The sequence below is a fragment of the Streptomyces sp. RerS4 genome (assembly GCF_023515955.1).
Classification (GTDB): Bacteria; Actinomycetota; Actinomycetes; order Streptomycetales; family Streptomycetaceae; genus Streptomyces.
The window spans coordinates 7,113,009-7,131,653 of the sequence record NZ_CP097322.1 but is presented as its reverse complement, the minus strand read 5'-3'; the positions used below and the strand labels follow the sequence as shown (position 1 = coordinate 7,131,653).

The 18,645-nt window shown below is 70.5% G+C and carries 19 protein-coding genes and 3 pseudogenes; 15 read left to right on the top strand and 7 right to left on the bottom strand.

The window, feature by feature from the left end; translation table 11 throughout:
- Positions 1-41: 41 nt before the first annotated feature.
- Positions 42-326: pseudogene (locus tag M4D82_RS34705) on the top strand (IS982 family transposase); the annotation flags it as partial.
- 150 nt (positions 327-476) lie between these two features.
- Positions 477-1,237, top strand: a pseudogene (locus M4D82_RS32025) (transposase); the annotation flags it as partial.
- On the opposite strand, the gene M4D82_RS32020 reads toward M4D82_RS32025, so the two are convergent.
- Positions 1,187-1,582 carry an Imm32 family immunity protein gene (locus tag M4D82_RS32020; protein ID WP_249771021.1) on the bottom strand — a complete coding sequence of 132 codons (396 nt, stop codon included), beginning with the start codon at positions 1,580-1,582 and terminating at the stop codon, positions 1,187-1,189. The pseudogene M4D82_RS32025 and the gene M4D82_RS32020 overlap by 51 nt on opposite strands.
- A gap of 445 nt (positions 1,583-2,027) precedes the next feature.
- On the opposite strand from M4D82_RS32020, the gene M4D82_RS32015 reads away from it, so the two are divergent.
- From M4D82_RS32015 to M4D82_RS31990, 7 genes and pseudogenes are all read left to right on the top strand, one after another.
- On the top strand, positions 2,028-2,477 hold the full coding sequence (locus M4D82_RS32015; protein WP_189968811.1) for a spore-associated protein: 450 nt from the start codon (positions 2,028-2,030) through the stop codon (positions 2,475-2,477).
- Between the two features lie 298 nt (positions 2,478-2,775).
- On the top strand, positions 2,776-2,928 hold the full coding sequence (locus M4D82_RS32010) for a hypothetical protein (RefSeq protein WP_249771019.1): 153 nt from the start codon (positions 2,776-2,778) through the stop codon (positions 2,926-2,928).
- A gap of 662 nt (positions 2,929-3,590) precedes the next feature.
- Positions 3,591-3,746, top strand: coding sequence for a DUF6207 family protein (locus M4D82_RS34440; RefSeq protein ID WP_349637107.1), 156 nt, complete (start codon positions 3,591-3,593; stop codon positions 3,744-3,746).
- 327 nt (positions 3,747-4,073) lie between these two features.
- Positions 4,074-4,526 (top strand): DUF6069 family protein, encoded by a 453-nt coding sequence (locus M4D82_RS32005; RefSeq protein WP_249771017.1) that lies wholly within the window; start codon positions 4,074-4,076, stop codon positions 4,524-4,526.
- Positions 4,527-5,007: 481 nt separating this feature from the next.
- Positions 5,008-5,844: pseudogene (locus M4D82_RS32000) on the top strand (helicase associated domain-containing protein); the annotation flags it as partial.
- A 411-nt stretch (positions 5,845-6,255) separates the two neighbouring features.
- Complete coding sequence (locus tag M4D82_RS31995; protein ID WP_249771015.1) at positions 6,256-7,128, top strand: isocitrate lyase/PEP mutase family protein; 873 nt, start codon at positions 6,256-6,258, stop codon at positions 7,126-7,128.
- Positions 7,125-7,376, top strand: a complete 252-nt coding sequence (locus M4D82_RS31990) for a hypothetical protein (protein ID WP_249771013.1) — start codon at positions 7,125-7,127, stop codon at positions 7,374-7,376. The genes M4D82_RS31995 and M4D82_RS31990 overlap by 4 nt, the downstream gene beginning before the upstream one ends.
- Positions 7,377-7,841: 465 nt before the next feature.
- Here the strand turns inward: M4D82_RS31990 and M4D82_RS31985 are convergent, their stop codons facing one another.
- Positions 7,842-8,450 (bottom strand): TIGR04222 domain-containing membrane protein, encoded by a 609-nt coding sequence (locus tag M4D82_RS31985; protein ID WP_283844528.1) that lies wholly within the window; start codon positions 8,448-8,450, stop codon positions 7,842-7,844.
- 740 nt (positions 8,451-9,190) lie between these two features.
- Here M4D82_RS31985 and M4D82_RS31980 point away from each other — a divergent pair.
- Both M4D82_RS31980 and M4D82_RS31975 read left to right on the top strand, forming a co-directional pair.
- Positions 9,191-10,165, top strand: coding sequence for a GlxA family transcriptional regulator (locus M4D82_RS31980; RefSeq protein ID WP_249771009.1), 975 nt, complete (start codon positions 9,191-9,193; stop codon positions 10,163-10,165).
- A 104-nt stretch (positions 10,166-10,269) separates the two neighbouring features.
- Positions 10,270-11,016, top strand: a complete 747-nt coding sequence (locus M4D82_RS31975) for an MBL fold metallo-hydrolase (RefSeq protein WP_249771007.1) — start codon at positions 10,270-10,272, stop codon at positions 11,014-11,016.
- Here the strand turns inward: M4D82_RS31975 and M4D82_RS34160 are convergent.
- Positions 10,997-11,425, bottom strand: a complete 429-nt coding sequence (locus M4D82_RS34160) for an oxidoreductase (protein WP_283844527.1) — start codon at positions 11,423-11,425, stop codon at positions 10,997-10,999. The two genes, M4D82_RS31975 and M4D82_RS34160, sit on opposite strands and share 20 nt — an antisense overlap.
- Between M4D82_RS34160 and M4D82_RS31965 the strand changes: the two genes are divergently transcribed.
- Positions 11,393-12,472 (top strand): oxidoreductase, encoded by a 1,080-nt coding sequence (locus tag M4D82_RS31965; protein WP_249771003.1) that lies wholly within the window; start codon positions 11,393-11,395, stop codon positions 12,470-12,472. The two genes, M4D82_RS34160 and M4D82_RS31965, sit on opposite strands and share 33 nt — an antisense overlap.
- A complete protein-coding gene (locus tag M4D82_RS31960) occupies positions 12,469-13,302 on the top strand; it encodes a PIG-L family deacetylase (protein WP_249771001.1) in 834 nt (277 codons plus the stop codon). The genes M4D82_RS31965 and M4D82_RS31960 overlap by 4 nt, the downstream gene beginning before the upstream one ends.
- Positions 13,303-13,805: 503 nt before the next feature.
- Here M4D82_RS31960 and M4D82_RS31955 read toward each other — a convergent pair.
- Entirely contained in the window at positions 13,806-15,146 is a 1,341-nt protein-coding gene (locus M4D82_RS31955; protein ID WP_249770999.1) for an MFS transporter, read from the bottom strand.
- Positions 15,147-15,208: 62 nt separating this feature from the next.
- Between M4D82_RS31955 and M4D82_RS31950 the strand changes: the two genes are divergently transcribed.
- Positions 15,209-15,601, top strand: coding sequence for a MerR family transcriptional regulator (locus M4D82_RS31950; protein ID WP_249770997.1), 393 nt, complete (start codon positions 15,209-15,211; stop codon positions 15,599-15,601).
- 97 nt (positions 15,602-15,698) lie between these two features.
- Here M4D82_RS31950 and M4D82_RS31945 read toward each other — a convergent pair whose 3' ends face one another.
- The 3 genes from M4D82_RS31945 to M4D82_RS31935 all read right to left on the bottom strand — a co-directional run bounded on the left by M4D82_RS31945 (position 15,699) and on the right by M4D82_RS31935 (position 17,425).
- Positions 15,699-16,340 (bottom strand): GNAT family protein, encoded by a 642-nt coding sequence (locus M4D82_RS31945; RefSeq protein ID WP_249772338.1) that lies wholly within the window; start codon positions 16,338-16,340, stop codon positions 15,699-15,701.
- Between the two features lie 156 nt (positions 16,341-16,496).
- Complete coding sequence (locus M4D82_RS31940) at positions 16,497-16,883, bottom strand: DoxX family protein (protein ID WP_249770995.1); 387 nt, start codon at positions 16,881-16,883, stop codon at positions 16,497-16,499.
- Between the two features lie 68 nt (positions 16,884-16,951).
- Entirely contained in the window at positions 16,952-17,425 is a 474-nt protein-coding gene (locus M4D82_RS31935) for a carboxymuconolactone decarboxylase family protein (protein WP_249770993.1), read from the bottom strand.
- A 231-nt stretch (positions 17,426-17,656) separates the two neighbouring features.
- On the opposite strand from M4D82_RS31935, the gene sigJ reads away from it, so the two are divergent.
- On the top strand, positions 17,657-18,598 hold the full coding sequence (sigJ, locus tag M4D82_RS31930; protein ID WP_249770991.1) for an RNA polymerase sigma factor SigJ: 942 nt from the start codon (positions 17,657-17,659) through the stop codon (positions 18,596-18,598).
- Positions 18,599-18,645 lie beyond the last annotated feature (47 nt).

Below are 18,645 nucleotides of genomic sequence, written 5' to 3'. Positions count from 1 at the left end.
GTGCCGACGGAGACGAAAACGAGGACGCCCAAGACCGTTTTGTGACGACCCACCTGGACACCCTCGCGACGGCACTCTATGTGAAGACCGACGACCTGCCGAAGGCGTCTCCGTATGTGGGGACCGTGGCGTCCGACCTTGGGGATCGCCCCGCAGCTCACTGACGCCGAACTCGTCACGCCGGCAATGACGCAGGCCATGCTCGGCTTCACCTCCGAAGCCAGGTGGCTCCGCCACGCCCGCTCCCACCTGCGACATCTCGTCCCCTGCCTGCCCCGGCAGCCGGCTATGACAAGCGGCTGCGCAAGGCCGCCGAACTGCTCCGCGGGTCCTCCTGGTCGAGCGACGGCAGTGCCGGGCGGCCGTGAGGGGAAGGGCGTCGTGGCGGGTGTACCGCTCCTGGTCCCGGACGGTCACGGTCGGGGACGTCCAGGGAACGGTGCTGGTCGTCGTCGACCAGCCGGCCTCTTGGCGCCCTGCGGGCGATCGACGGCGAGGACGAGACGATCGCCGAGCCGGAGATGATCGTCGGGTTCGACGACGATCTGGCGGGCGAGGCCACCCGGGTCGCGAACCGGCTGCACGGCCTGCTGACCCAGATCCATCCTTCGCTGGAGCGGGTCCCGGGGCCGCGGCTGCAGCACCCGGCCGTCCTGGCCCTGCCGGAACGGTTCGGCTCCCCGGCTCGGATGCGCAAAGCGGGCCGTCGGCGGCTGGTCAACCTGCTGCGGCCAAAGCAACCGAGGATGGCCGAGCGGCTGGTCGAGGACATCTTCACGGACCTGACCGAGCAGACCGTCACCGTTCCCGGAACCGAGGCGGCCGCACTGATCGTCCCAAGCCTGGCAGCCTCGCTCACCGCCGTCCTGGACCAGCGCGAGCTCCTCGCCGGCCACCTCGCCGCCTACGCCGGACTCGCCCCCCGACCCGGAGCTCGGGCTCCTCGATCCGAGGCGAACAACCCTCCCGACGCGGAAACAAGCAGCTCAAACAGGCCTTCTTCCTCTCCGCGTTCGCTGCCCTCGGCGACCCGGCGTCGCGGGCCCACTACGACAAGAAGATCGCCCAGGGCAAGCACCACACCCAGGCCCCGCTCTGCCTCGCCCGACGCCAGGCCGACGTCCTCTTCGCCATGCTCCGCGACGGAACCTTCCACGAACCCCGGCCGGCCACCGCCATCAGTCGTTCATCGAGTCGGCATGCCGCCATGAGGACTGTTTACGACCATGGCCACTGACCCAGCGGCAAGGTAGTTGTGATCCGGGAAGTACTCGATGTGCTGGTGCCCGCCGTCGTCCATCTCCGCAATCGACCGAAGTTCGTCAGCGAGAGCCGTCAAGCCCAGTCGGTCACCCTCGAAGAGCAGAGTTCTGCGCTCCGGGTCAACTTTGATGTGGACACCCGGGCCGCTGGTGCTTACCACCTCGACCGAAGCCAGTTCAGTGCCCCCAAAGCTCGGTTCAGCCGAGGCGCTGGTTTCCACGCTGCTCTTCCCCGCGACGAGGGCAAGGACCAGGACGACGAGTTCCCCCGCGCCGCCCGAGACGTCCACCCCTTCATCGGGAAAGAACAAAACCCTCATCCGTCACCACTCCCTCGATTCCACAACGCCAGACTCAACGATCAAAGCCGTTGCCCCTGGCCACCGGGCGTCCCCGGCTAACGGCCAACCCTCGCGGACGTTACCCACCGCTTGACGAAACCCACAGGGGCACCCCCGGGGAAGGACTCCGGTCCCGTCTGGGTCCGTCCGCGCTCCCGGGACGCGAGGGCTTCTGCACTTTCTGCACCGCCCCGACGCGCGTACGGGCATCACCTCGGGCCCTGACCCGTCCGCAACGTGCCCGACGCGGGAGCGCCCGCCGGCGTCACGGGGCCGTCGGGTCGGCGCCGTAGTCGTGTGCCGGGTCCCACGGGGTGGTGAGGCGGCGCGGTCGCATCTTTTGCGGGCGATGCGCAACCGTTCCGCCGTCCTGCATGTCACACCATGCAGGAGTGACCAACTCCAATGACCAACAGGGGGAAACATGAAATTCACCCGTTCCGTCCTTACCACCACCGCATTCGCCGCCCTGGCTCTGGGGGCCACGACCGCGCTGGCGGCGCCCGCCACCGCCGCGCCCAACACCACGCCGCAGAAGGTCTGCGGAAGCGCCTACAAGACCGTGAACTCGGCCGCCATCGGCTCGCTGGGCACCGTCTACCTGACGTACAACGCCTCGAACGGCAAGAACTGCGTCGCGACCATCCGCAACAACCCGGGTGCGGCCGTGGACATGGCCCTCTGGATCGAAGTCCCCGAAACCTGGGAGCGGGGCGAGGACTACGGCCGGTACACGTCGTACGCGGGCCCGGCCTACGTGTACGGCAAAGGCCACTGCGTCGACTGGGGCGGGGGCATCAGCAACGTGCACGTGCAGGTGTACAACTCCAACTGTGGCGCCCGCAAGGAGCACCGGGTCACCGAGGTCCGCTGACCCCAGCTCCGCCTGACCGCGACGTTCTGTGCCGTCGTGCGGTCGTCGGGGGCAGGACCTACAACCTGACGACCGCACGGGAACCGCCGTGGTCCGGCTCGCCCCGGCAGACTCGCCCGAGTCTGCCGGGGCGAGGGCGCGTCCGGCCTCCTGCTCGGGGTGCGCGGCCGTCCGGTCGGCGCCTCGCCGCAACCGCCCCGGGGAAGCCGTCTACCAAGCCGGCAACACCCTGCGCTCCAGCGGCGGGACGACCTGGTGCACCGCGCCCGGCCGCAGCCGCTCCCGGGGCTACGACCGGATGAGCGCCCCGTGCGGCGAACCGCTGACCCACCAGGTCACCGACGCGGCCGGGGCCTCCTTCCTCGCCTGCCGGGCCCACGCGGCGGACGCCGCCGAGCGGCTCATCGGCGGCACCCTCACCGCGCTCGACGAGGGCGGCCACCGTGGCTGACCGGCTGTACCTGCGGCAGCAGTCGACGGACAAGCAGACCGACGCCCGGCAGAAGCACGCCTTGGCCTCGCTGCTCGCCGCCGGCGCCCCGGCCTATGAGGACCCGGCGACCTCCAGCCGCGTTCCGTCCCCGCACCGGACGGGCTTCAAGCGGTTGCTCGGCCGGGGTGGTGACGGCAGGTCACCACCACCCCATCCGGCAACCCGCCCTCACCGAGCCGCCCGCCCCCCCTCAAGCAGCCCGCCGGCTTCCGGGCCGAACGGCGGGACACGGGGCCCGTACCGCCCCTCTCTCCCGCCTGCCGGAGTCTGCGGCCTCGCCCCCAACCGGTGCGGTTCCGGAGGCCGGCCGAGCCCCGGCGCCGACCCGCCCCGCGCCCACGGGGCGGACGTACCTCTCCTGTGACATCGAAGCCGTAGTGAGCCGGCCCGATCAGCGGACTGCGCGACATCGAGCCGAGCGCGACAGGACAGGTGGTTCGTCCGACGCCACGCCCCAGGTTCGCGCACGTGCGGGTGAATCCCGTGTCTATCGCCGAACCGTGCCCTGCGGCCCGTCTCGTCGAACAGGAGATGAAACCGATCGACGAGCAGCACATCGCGGAGCCCTGGCCTGATGGTGCTGGACATCACCGCGGGGACGAGGGCCGTCCGGGGCCGTCATGGCCGCGCTGGAAGAACGCTGGGCCACCTCGGGCATCGGCCCGGTACGCCGCGATTCCGGTAAGCCCGGCGTCCGGGCCCGGGTCTACGCCGACGTCCTGCGCCCGGGATCGGCGGCCCGTAACCGCCGTTGCGGCGGGGGCGCCGGCGGGTGAACGTGCACTGGTCGGCGCCCGCGCCGAGTCTGAACGGCAGTGCGATGGGGCCGAGGGGAAAGGGCTCGCCGGGGGCGTGCACGCAGCCGCACGGGGTGTAGAAGGCGTCGCCGAAGTCGGGCCGTTGATCGCGCGCGGCTGGTGTGCTTCGCTTCCGGATCCTCCGCACTGGCGGAGCCCGCTCCTCCTGATCCGGCCTCGCAGGGCCGGGACAGGTTCGATCTCAGGCGAGAAAGGGCTTGACCTCAGGTGAGGTTTAGGTTGGAGGCTTCCTCGTGTGCCGCCGGCCGTAAGGCGCGGAGCACCTCACGCATTGGAGGAAATCTCATGTCCAGCAATACCGTTCAGAGCTCCGGCTCCGCCGTGCCCGCCGCACCCCCGGTACGCAGTTCCGGCCTCACCTGGTGGAAGGCGCTGGCCACCGGCGCGGTCGGTGCGGTCGTGGTCAATCTGATCGTTCTTGCCGCTGCCAAGCTGGCCGGTGCCTCGCTCCTCGTCGTCGACGGCGGCGAGGAGCACCCGATCGGAGTCGGGGGCGTCATCGGCGCCTCTGTCGTCCCGCTGGTCATCGGGACGGGGGCGGCACTCCTGCTGGCCCTGTGGAAGCCCGTCTTCCTGCGGATCGGGCAGTACGTGGGCGGTGGGCTGGCGCTGCTTTCGGTCGCCGGCCCGCTGTCGTCCGACTCCGACGGCGGCACCGTCGCAGCCCTCTCTCTCATGCACATCACCCTCGGCGTGGCGGTCGTGCTCACCCTGCAGCTCAGCCGTCGCCGCCATTGAGCGCGTCCTCCTTGATGTGACAGCGAACGCACGAAGGTGACCTGGATCATCTCCGCCCTGTCACCAGGTCCCCGCGGCGGGCAAGCGCGGCGGCCTGGTCCGGGTGGACGTCGGGGAACTCGGAATCGCCGCCGAGGCCGACCAGCAGGCCAGGTGGCCGACCGGGGCGGCGGTCACCCTCGGCCGGCGCAGCAGGCCTAGGGCCTCCGTCCGCCGGCCCGCGCCGCTCCGGCACCCATGGGCCCGCGCAGCGCAGCGCGGACCGCTTCGGGGCCGGTTCCCTCGACCACATTCCCGGGCTCGCGTCCGCGGCCGGGACCAGGTGCGATATCTCGGCTTCATGTCAGCCTGCCACCTGCACATATACCGCCCCGTGACAGCGGCAGCGCACTGATCTCTCACATCCATGACAGTGAACGCCATCTCGAAAGCAGGCGCCGATCGGTCACGAAGGCGAGAGATCGCACAGTCGCCGGCTTTGAGCGACGCCGATCTGGCGGCCGCGAAGAAGCTGCCGAAGACGTCGATCGAAGGGAGTTCTACGAGTTGGAGGCCGGCCGCCACGTCCCGCCGGACCGGGTGTGGTCCGCGTGGCTGTGCGGCGACCACCTTGTCACCGAGCGCCGCGAGGTCCTGCGGCAGTTCGCCAACGGCATCGACGCGAACAACCGGCGAGCGCGGCGTGGAGGCCATCTGCTTCGCCGACACCCGCGGCTCCCAGGTGGAGATCGTGCAGAACGTCGGCCGCGCGCTCCGGCTCAACCGCGACGGCTCCCCGGCTCCACGAAGGTCGCCCGCATCATCGTGCCGGTGTTCCTGGAGCCGGGCGAGGACCCGACCGACATGGTCGCCTCCGCCGGCTTTCCGCCCCCTTGCAGCGGCCCTCCAGGTCCTGTGCTCCCACGATGAGCGCCTGGTCGAGCAACTCGCCTCCCACGCCCTCACCCATGGGCAGCGCACCGTCCACCTCCGGTGCGACGAGGACGCTCGGATCGTCGGGGCCGGCGGCAAGGGTGACGGCGAGGACCAGGAGGACGGCGCCGACGCCGCGGCCGAGTCGGCCCTGCTCCACTTCTCAGCCCGCGCGACGCCGCCACCATCGCTGCGGTCCTCCGCACCCGGGCCTAACGGCCGGACAGCCTGGTGTGGCTGGAGGGATACCAGGCTCTGCCGCGGTGGCGGGCGGAGAACGGGATCACCGGCCTCTACGCCGTCCCCCAGACACCGAGACCGAGGTCGGTGTCACGAAGGCGTTCCCGCTGGGTGGTGGGTGCACCAGCAGCGCAAGGCGCTGCGGGCCTGGGAGCTGGAGGTGCGAGGAGGCGTGGGAGGCCAAGCTCGCCGTGCTCCGGTTCGTACCGGCGGGCCATCCGAAAACGTGTACGCCGTACGACAACGCGTACGCGCGAGGGCCTCCCAAACAGTGTGCCGACCACGGGAAACGACTGGTCTGCGCGTCACCCACACAGACCCCGCCGCCCGAGCCGTCCCCCGCAGGCGTCCGCAACGGACAGGGCTCGCCGCGGAGGGCTTCGCCCGCGTCAACCGCGGCCGCCACGCTCAGTGACGTTTCTGTAGTGAACGCGATGGGCCGTTGGGGTGAGTAAAGCCTTCGTGGGCGAAGAATCTAGAGATGGTCCGGAAATGATCAGGTTTAGGCAAAGCGCTGCCGTGTCGCAGCGGCTCTCTGCCCTCCCATGCGCTCTCGCCGCACTTCAAGGAGTTGACGATGAGTTACGGAAACAAGCTCCGGGCCCGGATCGCCGAACCGGGCACCACCCCCCTGATCGGCGTGTACGACATGTACTCCGCCTCGGTCGCGGCCGGCCACTACGACGGGATGTTCGTCTCCGGCTTCGGCTTCGCGGCCTCCCATTACGGGCTTCCCGACATCGGGTTCATCGCCTGGCCCGACATGCTGGCCTTCGTCCAGCGGCTGCGCGGTGCCTTCCCCCACCACCACCTGCTCGTGGACATCGACGACGGCTACATCGACGTGGAGGTCGCCTGCCACGTGGTGGAGGGACTGGAGCGCATCGGCGCCTCCGGGGTGATCCTGGAGGACCAGAAGCGTCCGCGCAGGTGCGGGCATGCCGACGGCAAGCAGATCCTGCCGCTCGCCGAGTATCTGGAGAAGCTGCAGGCGGTGCTCGAGACCCGCAGGGACATGCTCGTCGTCGCCCGCACGGACGCCACCGAGGAAGCCGACATCCTCCACCGCGCCGAGGCCCTGGCCGCCACGGACGCCGACGTCGTCCTGGTCGACGGGGTCCGCAGTGTGGAGTGGATCCGGCGGATCCGCGAGGTGGTCGGCTCCAAGCCGCTGCTGTTCAACCAGATCGCCGGCGGCAAGTCCCCGAGGCTCTCCCTCAGCGAGCTGGCCGACCTCGGTGTCGACGTGGCCATCTACAGCACCCCCTGCCTCTTCGCCGCGCACCAGGCGATGGACACCGCCCTGACCGAACTGCGGCTCGCCGACGGACGGCTGCCCGCCACGGAAGGATCCACGGTGATCGGCGTGGGTGAATCCACCAGGCTCCTGACCAAGAACATCAGCCGACACCAGCCCGTGCCCGCCGCGCGCGAGAGCGCCCACGCGTGATCCGCGTACGCGTGCGCGCTGCCGCCTACCTGGCGATGACCCTGGCGTGCGGCAGCGCCACACCGGCCGCCGCCGACGGAAGCCTGATCACCGTCATCGACAACTCCCGCGCCGACTCCGTCGTCGAGATCGACCGAGCCGCCAACATCCAGAGCGGCAGCGGCAGCGCCGGCAGCGACCAGGAGGGCAGCGCGGTCGACGTACTCGCCACCCTTCTCCCGACACGCCCCGACAAGACCGAGACGTAAAACGTCCTCGAAGGCGGCCGAACTCCCCGGCAGAGTTCGGCCGCCCCACTCCCCCGTGACCGCTGCAGCCGGCCCAGCGGGCCGAGCCTGCGCCCGGTGCCGATGACGGGAAGCCGGCCCGGTCCAGCTCCAGCCCACCACACCGTGAACGGCAGTACGCCCAGAACATCGACGCGCGAGAGCGGCTGACCGGCTCCACGGGGCTTGCCGTGGTCTTGACCAGGTGGCTGCGGACGCAGAGCCTCCGCCCCACTATGGGCGAAGGCCATGCGGTGCCACTTCCAGGCGGTGTGGTCACTCCGCCTGGTTGATCCGTGTCCAGACTGGCCGAGTCGGCGACAAGCGCGCCTTACGGGCGGTCATCCATCTCGTCCTGGACCTCAATCCCGACACCTCCCCCGGATCTCCTCGTCCTTTCACCGGCCCCCAACCGCCGGCCTGCCCCCGGCCACGGCCCGGCGGACCTCACTCGCCACCTCCTCCGCCGCCTCCGCCGCCTCCGCCACTGCCGCCGTCGGAGGTGCCCGTACCCGAGCCAGGGCCGAAGTCGCCGTCCAGGTGCGGGAACCCGCGTCCCCGCCTCGGGCTTCGGCCCCCGCGCCCCGGTGTCGAACCGCGACGGGGTGGAACAGCCTGAGCGCTGCCGGCCGGGCGTCGCACCGTCGCGTCCAGGAGGTCTGAGGCCCCGCGCAGGACGTACTCCGGCACGCTCGCATTGCGCCCGGCCGCCTCCAGGTGACGTCTACCCTTACGGGTCACCCGATGCTCCTCGCCCTCCACCAGGCCCCATGCGGCCAGCCGACGGCCGATCTCCTGGATCTCGGGGGAACGTTGCAGGGCGGCGCGTACGGTCTCGACGCTCTTGGTGCGCCCGCAGAACGCGAACACGGCACGTTCCACCGCATGCCCAGGCAGCTCCCCGTCCACCGTGCGCACCTGCGAGGCGTGCACCACGAGCAGGCCACGCCTGTTCAGCGCGACGATCGCGCTGTCCGTCACCCGCCGCGCCCCACCCGCCAGGAACGCGATGTCGTACACATCCAAAGTCCGTATCTCGCCCGAGATCCACCCCATACCGCCCCCCGTTCGACCCACTTCACCTGCCAGCAGTGTCACCTGACAGCGCAGCACCCGACCTTCTTCCCGCCATCTCAGAGCAACACTTGAGCAACGGCCACAGCCACGCCAATGGTCGACCCCCAGTGGCGTCGGGTGTGGCTTTCAAACTTCTGCCGCTTGTGGCCACCAACGAGGCACCCAGCACACCGCACCGCGCGGAGGCACCATGGCCGCGATCCGGGCCGGCATCGACGCAGCCAAGGCGCACCACCCCCTGCGTCGCGATCGACGAGCCCGAGCTCCTCGAACTCCTCACCGACGTCCGGGCCCTGCGCGATGAGGTGAACTGGCGCATCGACCGGGAGGCCACGGCCAGTTTCTCCAGCCGGTCGAGGTCGTCGTCGTAGGGGACGGGGCGGTGGCCGGTCCACCACCAGTACGGGGACGCGCCCAGGCTCCACACGTCCTAGGCCGGCTCCGCCTGGCTGTGGATGGTGGCCGGGGTGGACAGGATCGCGGTGGCGATCTCGGGGCGCCCGCCTCCTCGACCTCGTCCACAGCTCGCGGGGTCCGCAGCCCGCCGCCAGGCGGACCGAAGGCGCGGAAGATACGCGAGCCGCTCACCGATGCGAGTACGCGGTGGCCCATCCGGCCACGGCACTGGCCGGCGAGCGGGCCTGGCGACCCCTCTCGATGGCCTGATGTGACAGATCATGGTCATTGCAGCCATGCCGGAACGGGCGGATGATCAGGGCATGCCCCAACCGCACCGCGTCGTGATCGTCGCATTCCCCGGCATCGAGCTGCTGGACGTCACCGGCCCGGCCGAAGTGTTCTCCGTCGCCTCCCGGGTCGCCGGAGCCGACCGGCCCGGCTACCTCGTGCAGATCGCGACGGCCGACGGCGGACCGGTGACCACCTCCAGCGGGGTCCGGCTGATGGCCGACCTGACCCTCGACGACGCGAACAGCCGGGTGGACACCCTGCTGGTATCGGGGGCGATCGAGCTGGTCGGCGACGGCGTGGAGCCGGTGATCGACGGCGAAGTCACGGACTGGCTGCGCTGTGCGGCACCCTGGGCCCGGCGGATCGGATCGATCTGCGCGGGAGCACACCTGCTGGCCGCCGCCGGGATGCTCGACGGCCGGCCCGCCACCACCCACTGGCTCACTGCGGCCAGACTGGCCGCCGAACACCCCAGCGTCCGGGTCGATCCCGATCCGATCTTCATCCGGGACGGGCGGGTCTGGACCTGCGCCGGCGTCACCTCAGGGATGGACATGGCCCTGGCCATGGTCGCCGAGGACCACGGCCAGGACCTCGCGCTCGCCACTGCCCGGATGATGGTGATGTACGTCAAACGTTCCGGCGGGCAGAGCCAGTTCAGCGTGCCGCTGTCCGTCCAGAGCTCCTCGGACGACCGGATCGACGAGTTGCGGATGTGGATCGCCGAACACCTCACCGAGGATCTCTCCCTCGAAGCCCTGGCGGCCCGGACCCACCTGAGCGTGCGCCACTTCACCCGGCTGTTCCAGCAGCGCACGTCCACGACACCCGCGGCCTATGTGGAAGCGGCCAGGCTGGAGGCCGCCCGGCGACTGCTCGAGGACGGCGACCGGAGCCTGCCCGAGGTCTCCGCCGCCAGCGGCCTTGGCTCCGTGGAGACGCTGCACCGCGTCTTCAGGCGGCGGCTGGGCACCACCCCGGCCGAGTACCGCCGCCGCTTCTGACCCACCCCACCCACACCACCCGCCGGAGGGCGCGTCCGCCCACCGGCCGAGCTTCGCCATGCCCGCACGGCGTGGCATCGACCAGCGCACTCCGGAGGGAAGCCATGTCCCGCACGAAGGTCGTCCCGATCCCGGTCATGGGCCGGCACAACATCAACGCCCACCTCTTGCTCGGCCGCCGACCCGTCATCGTCGACGCCGGAACCCCCGGCAGCGGCCAGAAGATCCACGACCAGATCACCGCCCACGGCGTAGACCCCACCGACGTGGCGCTGATCGTCATCACCCACGGCCACATCGACCACTTCGGCTCCGCCGCCGAACTGCACCGACTCACCGGCGCGCCCATCGCCGGCCACATCGCCGACCTCGGGACCTACCGCTCCGGCCGGGTCCGCGAACCCTACCTGCCCACCGGCCCGATGGGCCGCCTCATGGACCGCAACCGGAAGCTCCACACCCGGGTCGAACCCTTCGAACCCACCGTGCTCATCCGCGGCGAGACGAGCCTCGACGAGTTCGGGCTCTCGGCGCGCGTCATGCCCACCCCCGGCCACACCGCCGGATCGGTCTCCGTCCTCACCGACGACGGCGACCTCGTCGCCGGCGACCTGATCGCCAACTCCTTCATGGGCCTCATCCCGGGCAAGCCCGCCAACCCGCCCTTCCACGACGACCCCCGGCAGAACCTCGCCAGCCTCCGCCGGATGCTCGCCCTCAACCCCACCAGCCTCCACGTCGGCCACGGCACCCCGCTCGACCCGGACCGGGTACGGCAGTGGGCCGATAGGGAACACGACCGCCTCGTACGACTCGACGCCGCCGGACGCCTCACCACGCGAAGTGAGTGACGCGCCATTTCGCAGCCGGCAGCGGGACGGCCCCGGCGCCGACCGGCGACCACCTGCCGGCTCGGGCAGCTGTGCCCGCTGCCGGCCCGCCCCATTCGGTGCGCCGGCGACCCGGGTGGACCCGGCCGAGCGGGTGGCCCCGCGGGTCTGAGTCCGACATCCAGTCGAAGCCGTTCGCCGGGGTCAGGCGAACCCCCACCCGCTCGGCGGGCCACTGCTTGCACACGGCGTCGAGGGCCTCGTTCAGCATGCGCAGGCGGTTGTCCGCGCTGCCGCCGTAAGCATCCGAGCGGTGGTTGGTCCCGTCGTGGTCAGCGTCGCGTGGCTGCGGATGGCGCGGGAGGAGTAGGCCGGGTCGGCCGGCACGGCGAGGGGCATGGTGGGCTACCCGTTCACCCCCGGGCTTCACACCGCCGCCCCCGCGGTGAGCCAGCGGCGCCTGACCGACGCGGTCCGCGAAGAGGGCGGCCGCATGTTCGTCCAGCTGCAACACTGCGGCCGCGTCTGCCACCCGGACCTGCTGAACGGGCAGGTGCCCCTTGCCCCCTCGGCGCTCACACCCGCCGGACAGGCCGTCACCTACACCGGCCCGCAGGACTTCGTGACGCCTCGCGCGCTCGAACGCGACGAAGGTCCGGGAATCGTCGCGCAGTTCCGCCGCCCCGCCGAGCCGGCCAGGCAAGCGGGCTTCGACGGCATCGAGGAGAACCCGACCTGCTCCCCTTCACCGCCGCCGGCTACGGCCGGTCCTCACCACGGTCCACAAGCCCGCCCTCCCCGACGTCGAATGGCACCTCTCCCTCCGGCAGACCTTCCTGCTCGCCGGTCCGCGACCTCTGGAGCTGACCTTCCACACCAACGCGGTCGCCAGCGAGATCTTCCTCCGCGAGGCCGACCGGCGCGCCACGCCTCCTGGCAGGACAAGCCGTCGGCCCTGCGCTCCGTCGCCGGCCACCACGAGGTCCGGCGCCTCGACTTCGCCGAGGAGGCCCAACGCTGGATAAGGGCCTCGACGGCCTCGGCCAGGCACAGGACCAAGCGGCTTCCTTCGGATCACCTCGCTGATCACGGCGAACGTCTCCGCGTTGTACGGGCCGTCCTACGGGCGACCGGAAGGGCTTGCCCGGCGTGCCGCCCTCCGCCCTGGGCACGGCGCATGGGCCGGGCGGCGGGCTGGTGGCTTGCTCGTCCAGCGGGGGGGTCACCCCTGTTTGACGCCCGAACGGGGCAATTCCCGTGGGGAGTCAGCCGCTTGGGCGTGTGGGCGGTTACGGGCAGGCGAGGCGGCCATGCCGGGAATAGGCGGTCCGCGCGGCACGGTTGCAACGACGGGGGGACCGGCGTCGCACAGGCGGGAACGAGGTCATCCGCCCGACAGGACCCGCGCCTCGGGACCGTGGAACACCAGCCGAGGACTCGGACCAAGGCGCACTTCCTCAGGAGGACTCTTTCATGACTGACCGGCCCTTGACTCTCATGGCCGTACATGCCCACCCCGACGACGAGGCGACCGGTACCGGAGGGGTCCTCGCGCGGTATGCGGCGGAGGGCATCCGCACGGTTCTCGTGACGTGTACCGACGGCGGCTGCGGTGATGGACCGGAGGGTGTCAAGCCAGGCGATCCGGGGCACGATCCGGCGGCCGTCGCCTTGATGCGCCGTCGAGAACTTGAGGCCAGCTGCGCCGTCCTCAACGTCAGCGACGTGGAGCTGCTGGGCTATGCCGACTCCGGGATGATGGGCTGGCCGAGCAACGATGCTCCCGGATCCTTCTGGCAGACCCCCGTGGAGGAAGGCGCCGCCCGGCTCGCCGAACTCATGCGGCACTACCGACCCGATGTGGTCGTCACCTATGACGCGAACGGCTTCTACGGCCACCCCGACCACATCCAAGCCCACCGCATCACGATGGCGGCGCTGGAGATGACCTCGCTGACACCGAAGGTGTACTGGACGACGGTGCCCCGCTCGGCAATGGAACGGTTCGGCAAGATCATGCGCGAGTTCCATGAGGACATGCCGGAGCCGGATCCTGCCGAGGCCGCCGCGATGGCAGAGATCGGCCTTCCAGACGATGAGATCACCACGTGGGTGGACACCACCGCATTCAGTGGTCAGAAGTTCGACGCGCTGGCTGCCCACGCGAGCCAGGGGGAGAACATCTTCTTCCTCAAGATGGGCAAGGAGAGGTTCGGCGAGTTGATGGGCGTGGAGACCTTCGTACGTGTCCAGGACACCACCGGCGCGGCCGTGCCCGAGAACGATCTCTTCGCCGGCCTACGCTGATCCGACCGTCGGACCGGGGCGTGGGACAGGTCATCGACCGCACACACGATGCGCCTGGCGGCGAAGCCGGCAAGGTCGACGATGCCGCGACCCACTGACCCCCACGGGTGCTCCCCCTCGGTGAGCCGGCGGACCGACAGGCCCGCCGGCAGCTCCAGCCGCTCGGCCGCCGCCCGCATGCGGTTGTGCGCGCGCACGGGATAGTCGGCGAACGCCCCGCACCGCCCGTGAGATCAACAACGGCTGCCGCCATCAGCATGGCCCCGACCTCCAAGCCCCCTCCGACGCCGACGTCGTCGATACCATCGCGTCCGGCGCCTCCTCCCGCTCCTGCTCAACTCGCGCAAGCCGGACGTGGTGACCATGGTGTTCGCCTGCGGAACAACTGGTCATCACCGCTCGGACGCGCACGACGCCTTCTACGCGGCGAAGAGCGCCCAGGCAGGGTTCACGGAGACACCCTCCAAGCGCCTGCGGCCCCAGGGCGTCCGGGTGATCTCGCCCTACCCGCCCGACTTCGACAATCCCGACCCATTTCTCCCAGGAGTGGGAGACGACACCCCGTCAGGCCGAGGATTTCCACTTCGAACAGGTCTGACCGAACGTGCCCAGACGAACTTCAGCGCGACGGCGCTGACGGGCACGATGGCGATCATCAGCGCACCGCAGCCGACGAGGACGGTGGGGGCGCTGGTCCGGTCGAGGAGGAAGCCGCCGAGCGCCGCTCCGAGGGGGGCGGCCATCAGGAGTACGGCGCTGCGTGCGGCCAGAACAGTGGTGAGCGACTCGGCGGGTGCGCGGCCCTGGATCAGGGTGAGGGAGAGCGCGGAGTAGGGCCCGTAGACGAATCCGGCGAAAGCGAAACCCATCAGGGAGGGCAGGGGGGTGTGCGTGAGGGCGAAGAGCAGCATGCCGAGGCCGTGGCCCGCGATGATGCCGAGCATGGCCGGCCACAGCGGCAGCCGGCTGGCCGCGCTCAGCGCGAGGGAACCGATGAGGGCTCCGATACCGAAGGCCGACCAGTAGGCGCCGAGCAGCCCAGGGCCGGCCTGGAGGTTGTCCGCGACGAACAGGGGCAGGGCGACTTCCACAGGTCCGTACGCGAGGTTGAACACCCAGGTCACGACGAGCAGGCCGAGGAGTTCCGGCTGGCGGAGCAGAATGCCCAGCCCTCCCTGTGCGCCGCCGGTCACCGGTTCCGCTTCCGGCGCCGGTCCCGCCCGGGGAGGCAGAGTGCTGCGGCCGGTCTGGAGGGCGAGCACGGCGAACGTGGCGGCGTCCAAGCCGATGATCCATGCCGGGGATACCGCTCCGACGAGAAGTCCCGCGAGAGCAGGGCCCGCGATGGTCGCGACCCACAGGCTGGTGCTGAGCACACTGTTGGCCGTCAGACGCTGGTCCTCGGAGAGCAGGGGCACGAACAGGGCGTGCTTGCCTGCCTTGCCCCAGGCGTGCAGCAGCGACGAGATGCCCAGGAGTCCGACGTACACGGCCGGGGTGAGGAGCCCCGCCACGTGCGCGAGCGGGACCGCCCCCAGCAGTACGGCACGTAGCGCGGAGTCGGTGACCAGGAGCCGTCGTGCGGGAAGCCGCCGCATCCACCTTCCCAGGATCAGCGCGCCGAGCGCACCGGGAAGGACGTAGGCGGCGACAGCGATGCCGACCAGCGCGCCTTGGCCGCCGTCAGGGCCCAGCTCGAATGCCAGCCATGCGACGGCGACGACGGTCATGCCATCGCCCAGGTCGGACAACGCGAAGACGGGGAACAGCCGCCGAAACGTCCGGTCGGCGAACAGCGAGCGGTAGGGGCCTGGAACCAGGCGTCCTGGAGCAGAGGAGGACATGCGCGTCACAATCGTCCTTCAAGCACGCTTGAAGTCAAGGCCGGACAAGGAAGAGGGGTGGCATGCGGTACCTGCCGATCGGTGAACTCGCGGACAGAGCCCGCGTGCGCGCTTCAGCACTGCGCTATTGGGAGGAGCGCGGTCTACTCCCGGGCGCTCGCCGCGAAGGCGGACGAAGGGTGTGGCCGGCGACCACCCTCCGCCGGGTCGCCCTCATCAAGATGGCGCAGCGGGCCGGGTTCACCCTCGCCGAGATCACGCAGTTGTTGGCCGGCAGCGCCACCCCCTCCGCTGCCCGCCAGTGGCGGGAGATCGCCGCGCGCAAGCTGCCCGAACTCGACCAGCACATCGCGGAGACCCGGGCGCTACGGCAGGCGGTCGCGGAATGTCTGGAATGTGGCTGCATGAACTTCGATCAGTGCGTACTCCTCGCAAGCACGGACGCGACGCCATGACCCACCACAGGGCGAGTTCTGGAGCCCGATGCCGGTATCCACGGGGCGAAGGAGCTGCCCGTCGACCGGAATTCCCGGACCGTCAGGCGGGTACGTCCTATGTGGGCAGGAGCAGTGCCTCCGCGCCCACGGGGCGATATCCGGCTGCTTGGAAGGCGCGGACGCTGCGGGCGTTGCCGGCTGCCTGCTGTGACCAGACCGACTCGCCCGGGGGCACGAGGTGGCGGGCGGCGGTGGCCAGTTGCCTGCCGAGCCCGCGGTGTCGCGCGTCCTCGTCCACTTCGATCGCCGTCTCCCAGCGGCCGGCGACACCACGGCCGAGGACAAGGATTCCGCCGTCGGCGGCCCACGCGCGTACGCCGTCGCGTCGCCGACGCGCGCGAACCACTCGGGGATGGACCGGATCGGTGATCTCCCGCAGGTCCAAGGCGGGGAGGCCGGGGAGGGAGGATGCGACGGTCAGGAGGTCGATCGTGTCGGTGGATCGTCCTGTCCGGTCGAGGAGGGCGCCCAGAAACCGCGGGTTCATGGTGGCGGCCAGTTCGTCGCAGCCCATCGCGGCCAGCGTCTCGTGGACCCAGCCGGGGTCCTCGTCGGTGAACACGACCGAGTGCGCGGTGAAGGCGAGCACTCCGGTGTCACGTCGGTTCGGGGCGGGTACCACGGTGGTGCCGCCGTCGGGCACCGGGAAGTGCCCCTTCGCCGCGGCGTCCATGATGTCCGCCAGGGTCTGTCGTATGGTCTTCACCGTTCTCCTGCCTGTCGCCTGCCCGCACTCCGTCGAGAAGGCACCATCTGTGTTGTCAGGGTCAAGGCGCCGTCCCGTGTCTGACAGCCTGTTGTGACCCGTGGCCGGCTGTGAACGGAGGGCCTCCGCTGCCGGACAATGCCCCGGTCAGGGCGTGAAGGACTCGGGGCCGAAGCGGCCCCACACCACGAAGGCGGCCAGGGCGAGGTAGACCAGGTCCACCACCATGAATGTGGTCTCGTCACGCCGTATGCGGGTGATCGCCGCGCCGGTCATCATCAGCACCAGGCCGAGGGCCGCCAGTGGGACCAGGACCGGTGCGATGCCGAGCACGGCGGGCAGGACCAGGCCCACCGCGGCCAGCACTTCGAGGGCTCCGATGGTTTTGATGCCGCCGGCGCTGAAGTCCTCGGCCCAGCGGGCGCTGGGGCCACTGGCGGCGATCTTCTCCTTCGGCGTGATCACCTTGAAGGCACCGCCGAGCAGGTAGGCGGCGGCGAGCAGTCCGGTGACGATCCACAGGGCGAGGTTCATGGGATGTGTCCTTGCAGGGTGTCGGCTCGGGGAGTGCGGGGTCGGGCGGTGGCGTGGCGGGCGGTCGGTCAGCCGTGCCGGCCGGGCCGGTATTCGCCTGCGGGCTGCTGGATCATGACGTTCCCGCGGTTGAAGGCGTTGATGACGGCGATCTGGGCCACCAGGTCGGCGAGCTGGTCCTCGTCGTAGTCCTTGGCGGCGTTCGCCCAGACCGCGTCCGAGACGCCGCCGGCCGCGTCGGCGATGCGGGTGCCCTCCTCGGTCAGCTCCAGGGCGGCGCGTTCGGCGTCGGTGAACACGGTGGCCTCGCGCCAGGCCACGACCAGGTTGAGACGTACCGCGCTCTCCCCGGCGTGCGCGGCGTCCTTGGTGTGCATGTCGATGCATCCGGCGCAGCCGTTGATCTGGCTGGCGCGAAGCATGACCAGTTCCCGGGTGGAGGCCGGAACGGTCGACTCCGCGAGCTCCCTGCTCGCGGCCACGATGTGCTTCATGGCCTTGGCGGCGACGGGGCTGGTCATGAAGTTCAGTCGAGCGTTCATCGTGCACTCCTTGTTCCCGCTGTTTCGCTGTCGCCCTCTAAGACAGGGCACCCCGCCAGCCTGTGACAGGGGCTGATGTGACGTGCGTCTCCCCGCCGGACTGTGACGGCCCGCCGAGGGTCGATCGAAGCGCCTCGGATACCCTCTGGGCGTCCTGTGGATCTTGGAATGAGCAGGCGGGGCGCCGCCCTTGGACTGGGCACCGCCGTCCGTGAGTTGGGGAGGGGTCCCATGTCGGGAGCAACGGATGTGACGGATGTGACGGACGAGGCCGGCTACCGACCGCTGATGTTCTCCATCGCCTACGGGATGACCGGGTCGGTGGGCGACGCCGAGGACCTCGTTCAGGACGCCTTCCTCGGCCTGACCCGAGCGCACCGGGCGGGTACCGCGATCTCCGCACCAAAGGCGTACCTGACCACAGCCGTGACGCGGTTGGGGATCAACCACCTGAGCTCGGCACGGGTACGGAGGGAGACCTACGTGGGGAACTGGCTGCCCGAACCGGTCGTCGTGACCGATGACCGGCCGGGACCGGTCGAGCACGCCGAGCTGGCCGACTCCCTGTCCATGGCCTTCCTCGTGCTGCTGGAGGCCCTTTCCCCCGTGGAGCGGGCGGTGTTCGTGCTGCGTGAGGTGTTCGGGTACGACTACCCGGACGTGGCGAGGACCACCGGGAAGTCCGAGGCGAACTGCCGCCAGATCTTCGCCCGTGCCAAGAAGCGCGTCGCCGCGGCCGGGCCGGATGCGGACAGCGTGCCGCCCGCCGCCCGGCGGGCCGAGGGCGAGAAACTCGCCCGCACGTTCTTCGAGGCGGCCGAGGGCGGTGACTTGGACGCGCTGCTCGGCATGCTCGCGCCCGATGTCGTGTACTACGGGGACGGCGGCGGCAAGGCGCGTGCGACCAGGAATCCGGTGGTCGATCCGCAGCGCGTCGGACAGCTGCTCGTCGGCGGGTTCCGCCGGATCCGGAGCCTCGGTGCCGGCCTCCGTCCGGCCTGGGTCAACAGCCGGCCGGGCGCCGTGACGTACGACCCTGAGGGCCGTGTGGTCAACGTGGTCGAGCTCGACATCGTCGACGGTGTGATTCGGGCGATCCACTCCGTGTCCAACCCCGACAAGCTCGGCCACCTCGGGCCGGTGTCCGACATGGCACGGCTGTCGGAGGAATAGTCCACCCCCCGGCCTGCGGCACCGCATCTCCGTATCGTGTGGCTCGT

What these genes read in the sequence shown, in the direction of transcription:
- M4D82_RS31950 (WP_249770997.1), top strand. Translation starts at nt 15,209, where the DNA reads ATGCGGTACCTGCCGATCGGTGAACTCGCGGACAGAGCCCGCGTGCGC.
- sigJ (WP_249770991.1), top strand. Translation starts at nt 17,657, where the DNA reads ATGTCGGGAGCAACGGATGTGACGGATGTGACGGACGAGGCCGGCTAC.
- M4D82_RS31955 (WP_249770999.1), bottom strand. Translation starts at nt 15,146, where the DNA reads ATGTCCTCCTCTGCTCCAGGACGCCTGGTTCCAGGCCCCTACCGCTCG.
- M4D82_RS31985 (WP_283844528.1), bottom strand. Translation starts at nt 8,450, where the DNA reads ATGGGGTGGATCTCGGGCGAGATACGGACTTTGGATGTGTACGACATC.
- M4D82_RS32005 (WP_249771017.1), top strand. Translation starts at nt 4,074, where the DNA reads ATGTCCAGCAATACCGTTCAGAGCTCCGGCTCCGCCGTGCCCGCCGCA.
- M4D82_RS31975 (WP_249771007.1), top strand. Translation starts at nt 10,270, where the DNA reads ATGTCCCGCACGAAGGTCGTCCCGATCCCGGTCATGGGCCGGCACAAC.
- M4D82_RS31935 (WP_249770993.1), bottom strand. Translation starts at nt 17,425, where the DNA reads ATGAACGCTCGACTGAACTTCATGACCAGCCCCGTCGCCGCCAAGGCC.
- M4D82_RS32010 (WP_249771019.1), top strand. Translation starts at nt 2,776, where the DNA reads ATGAGCGCCCCGTGCGGCGAACCGCTGACCCACCAGGTCACCGACGCG.
- M4D82_RS31965 (WP_249771003.1), top strand. Translation starts at nt 11,393, where the DNA reads ATGGTGGGCTACCCGTTCACCCCCGGGCTTCACACCGCCGCCCCCGCG.
- M4D82_RS32015 (WP_189968811.1), top strand. Translation starts at nt 2,028, where the DNA reads ATGAAATTCACCCGTTCCGTCCTTACCACCACCGCATTCGCCGCCCTG.
- M4D82_RS31940 (WP_249770995.1), bottom strand. Translation starts at nt 16,883, where the DNA reads ATGAACCTCGCCCTGTGGATCGTCACCGGACTGCTCGCCGCCGCCTAC.
- M4D82_RS31960 (WP_249771001.1), top strand. Translation starts at nt 12,469, where the DNA reads ATGACTGACCGGCCCTTGACTCTCATGGCCGTACATGCCCACCCCGAC.
- M4D82_RS32020 (WP_249771021.1), bottom strand. Translation starts at nt 1,582, where the DNA reads ATGAGGGTTTTGTTCTTTCCCGATGAAGGGGTGGACGTCTCGGGCGGC.
- M4D82_RS34440 (WP_349637107.1), top strand. Translation starts at nt 3,591, where the DNA reads ATGGCCGCGCTGGAAGAACGCTGGGCCACCTCGGGCATCGGCCCGGTA.
- M4D82_RS31995 (WP_249771015.1), top strand. Translation starts at nt 6,256, where the DNA reads ATGAGTTACGGAAACAAGCTCCGGGCCCGGATCGCCGAACCGGGCACC.
- M4D82_RS31980 (WP_249771009.1), top strand. Translation starts at nt 9,191, where the DNA reads ATGCCCCAACCGCACCGCGTCGTGATCGTCGCATTCCCCGGCATCGAG.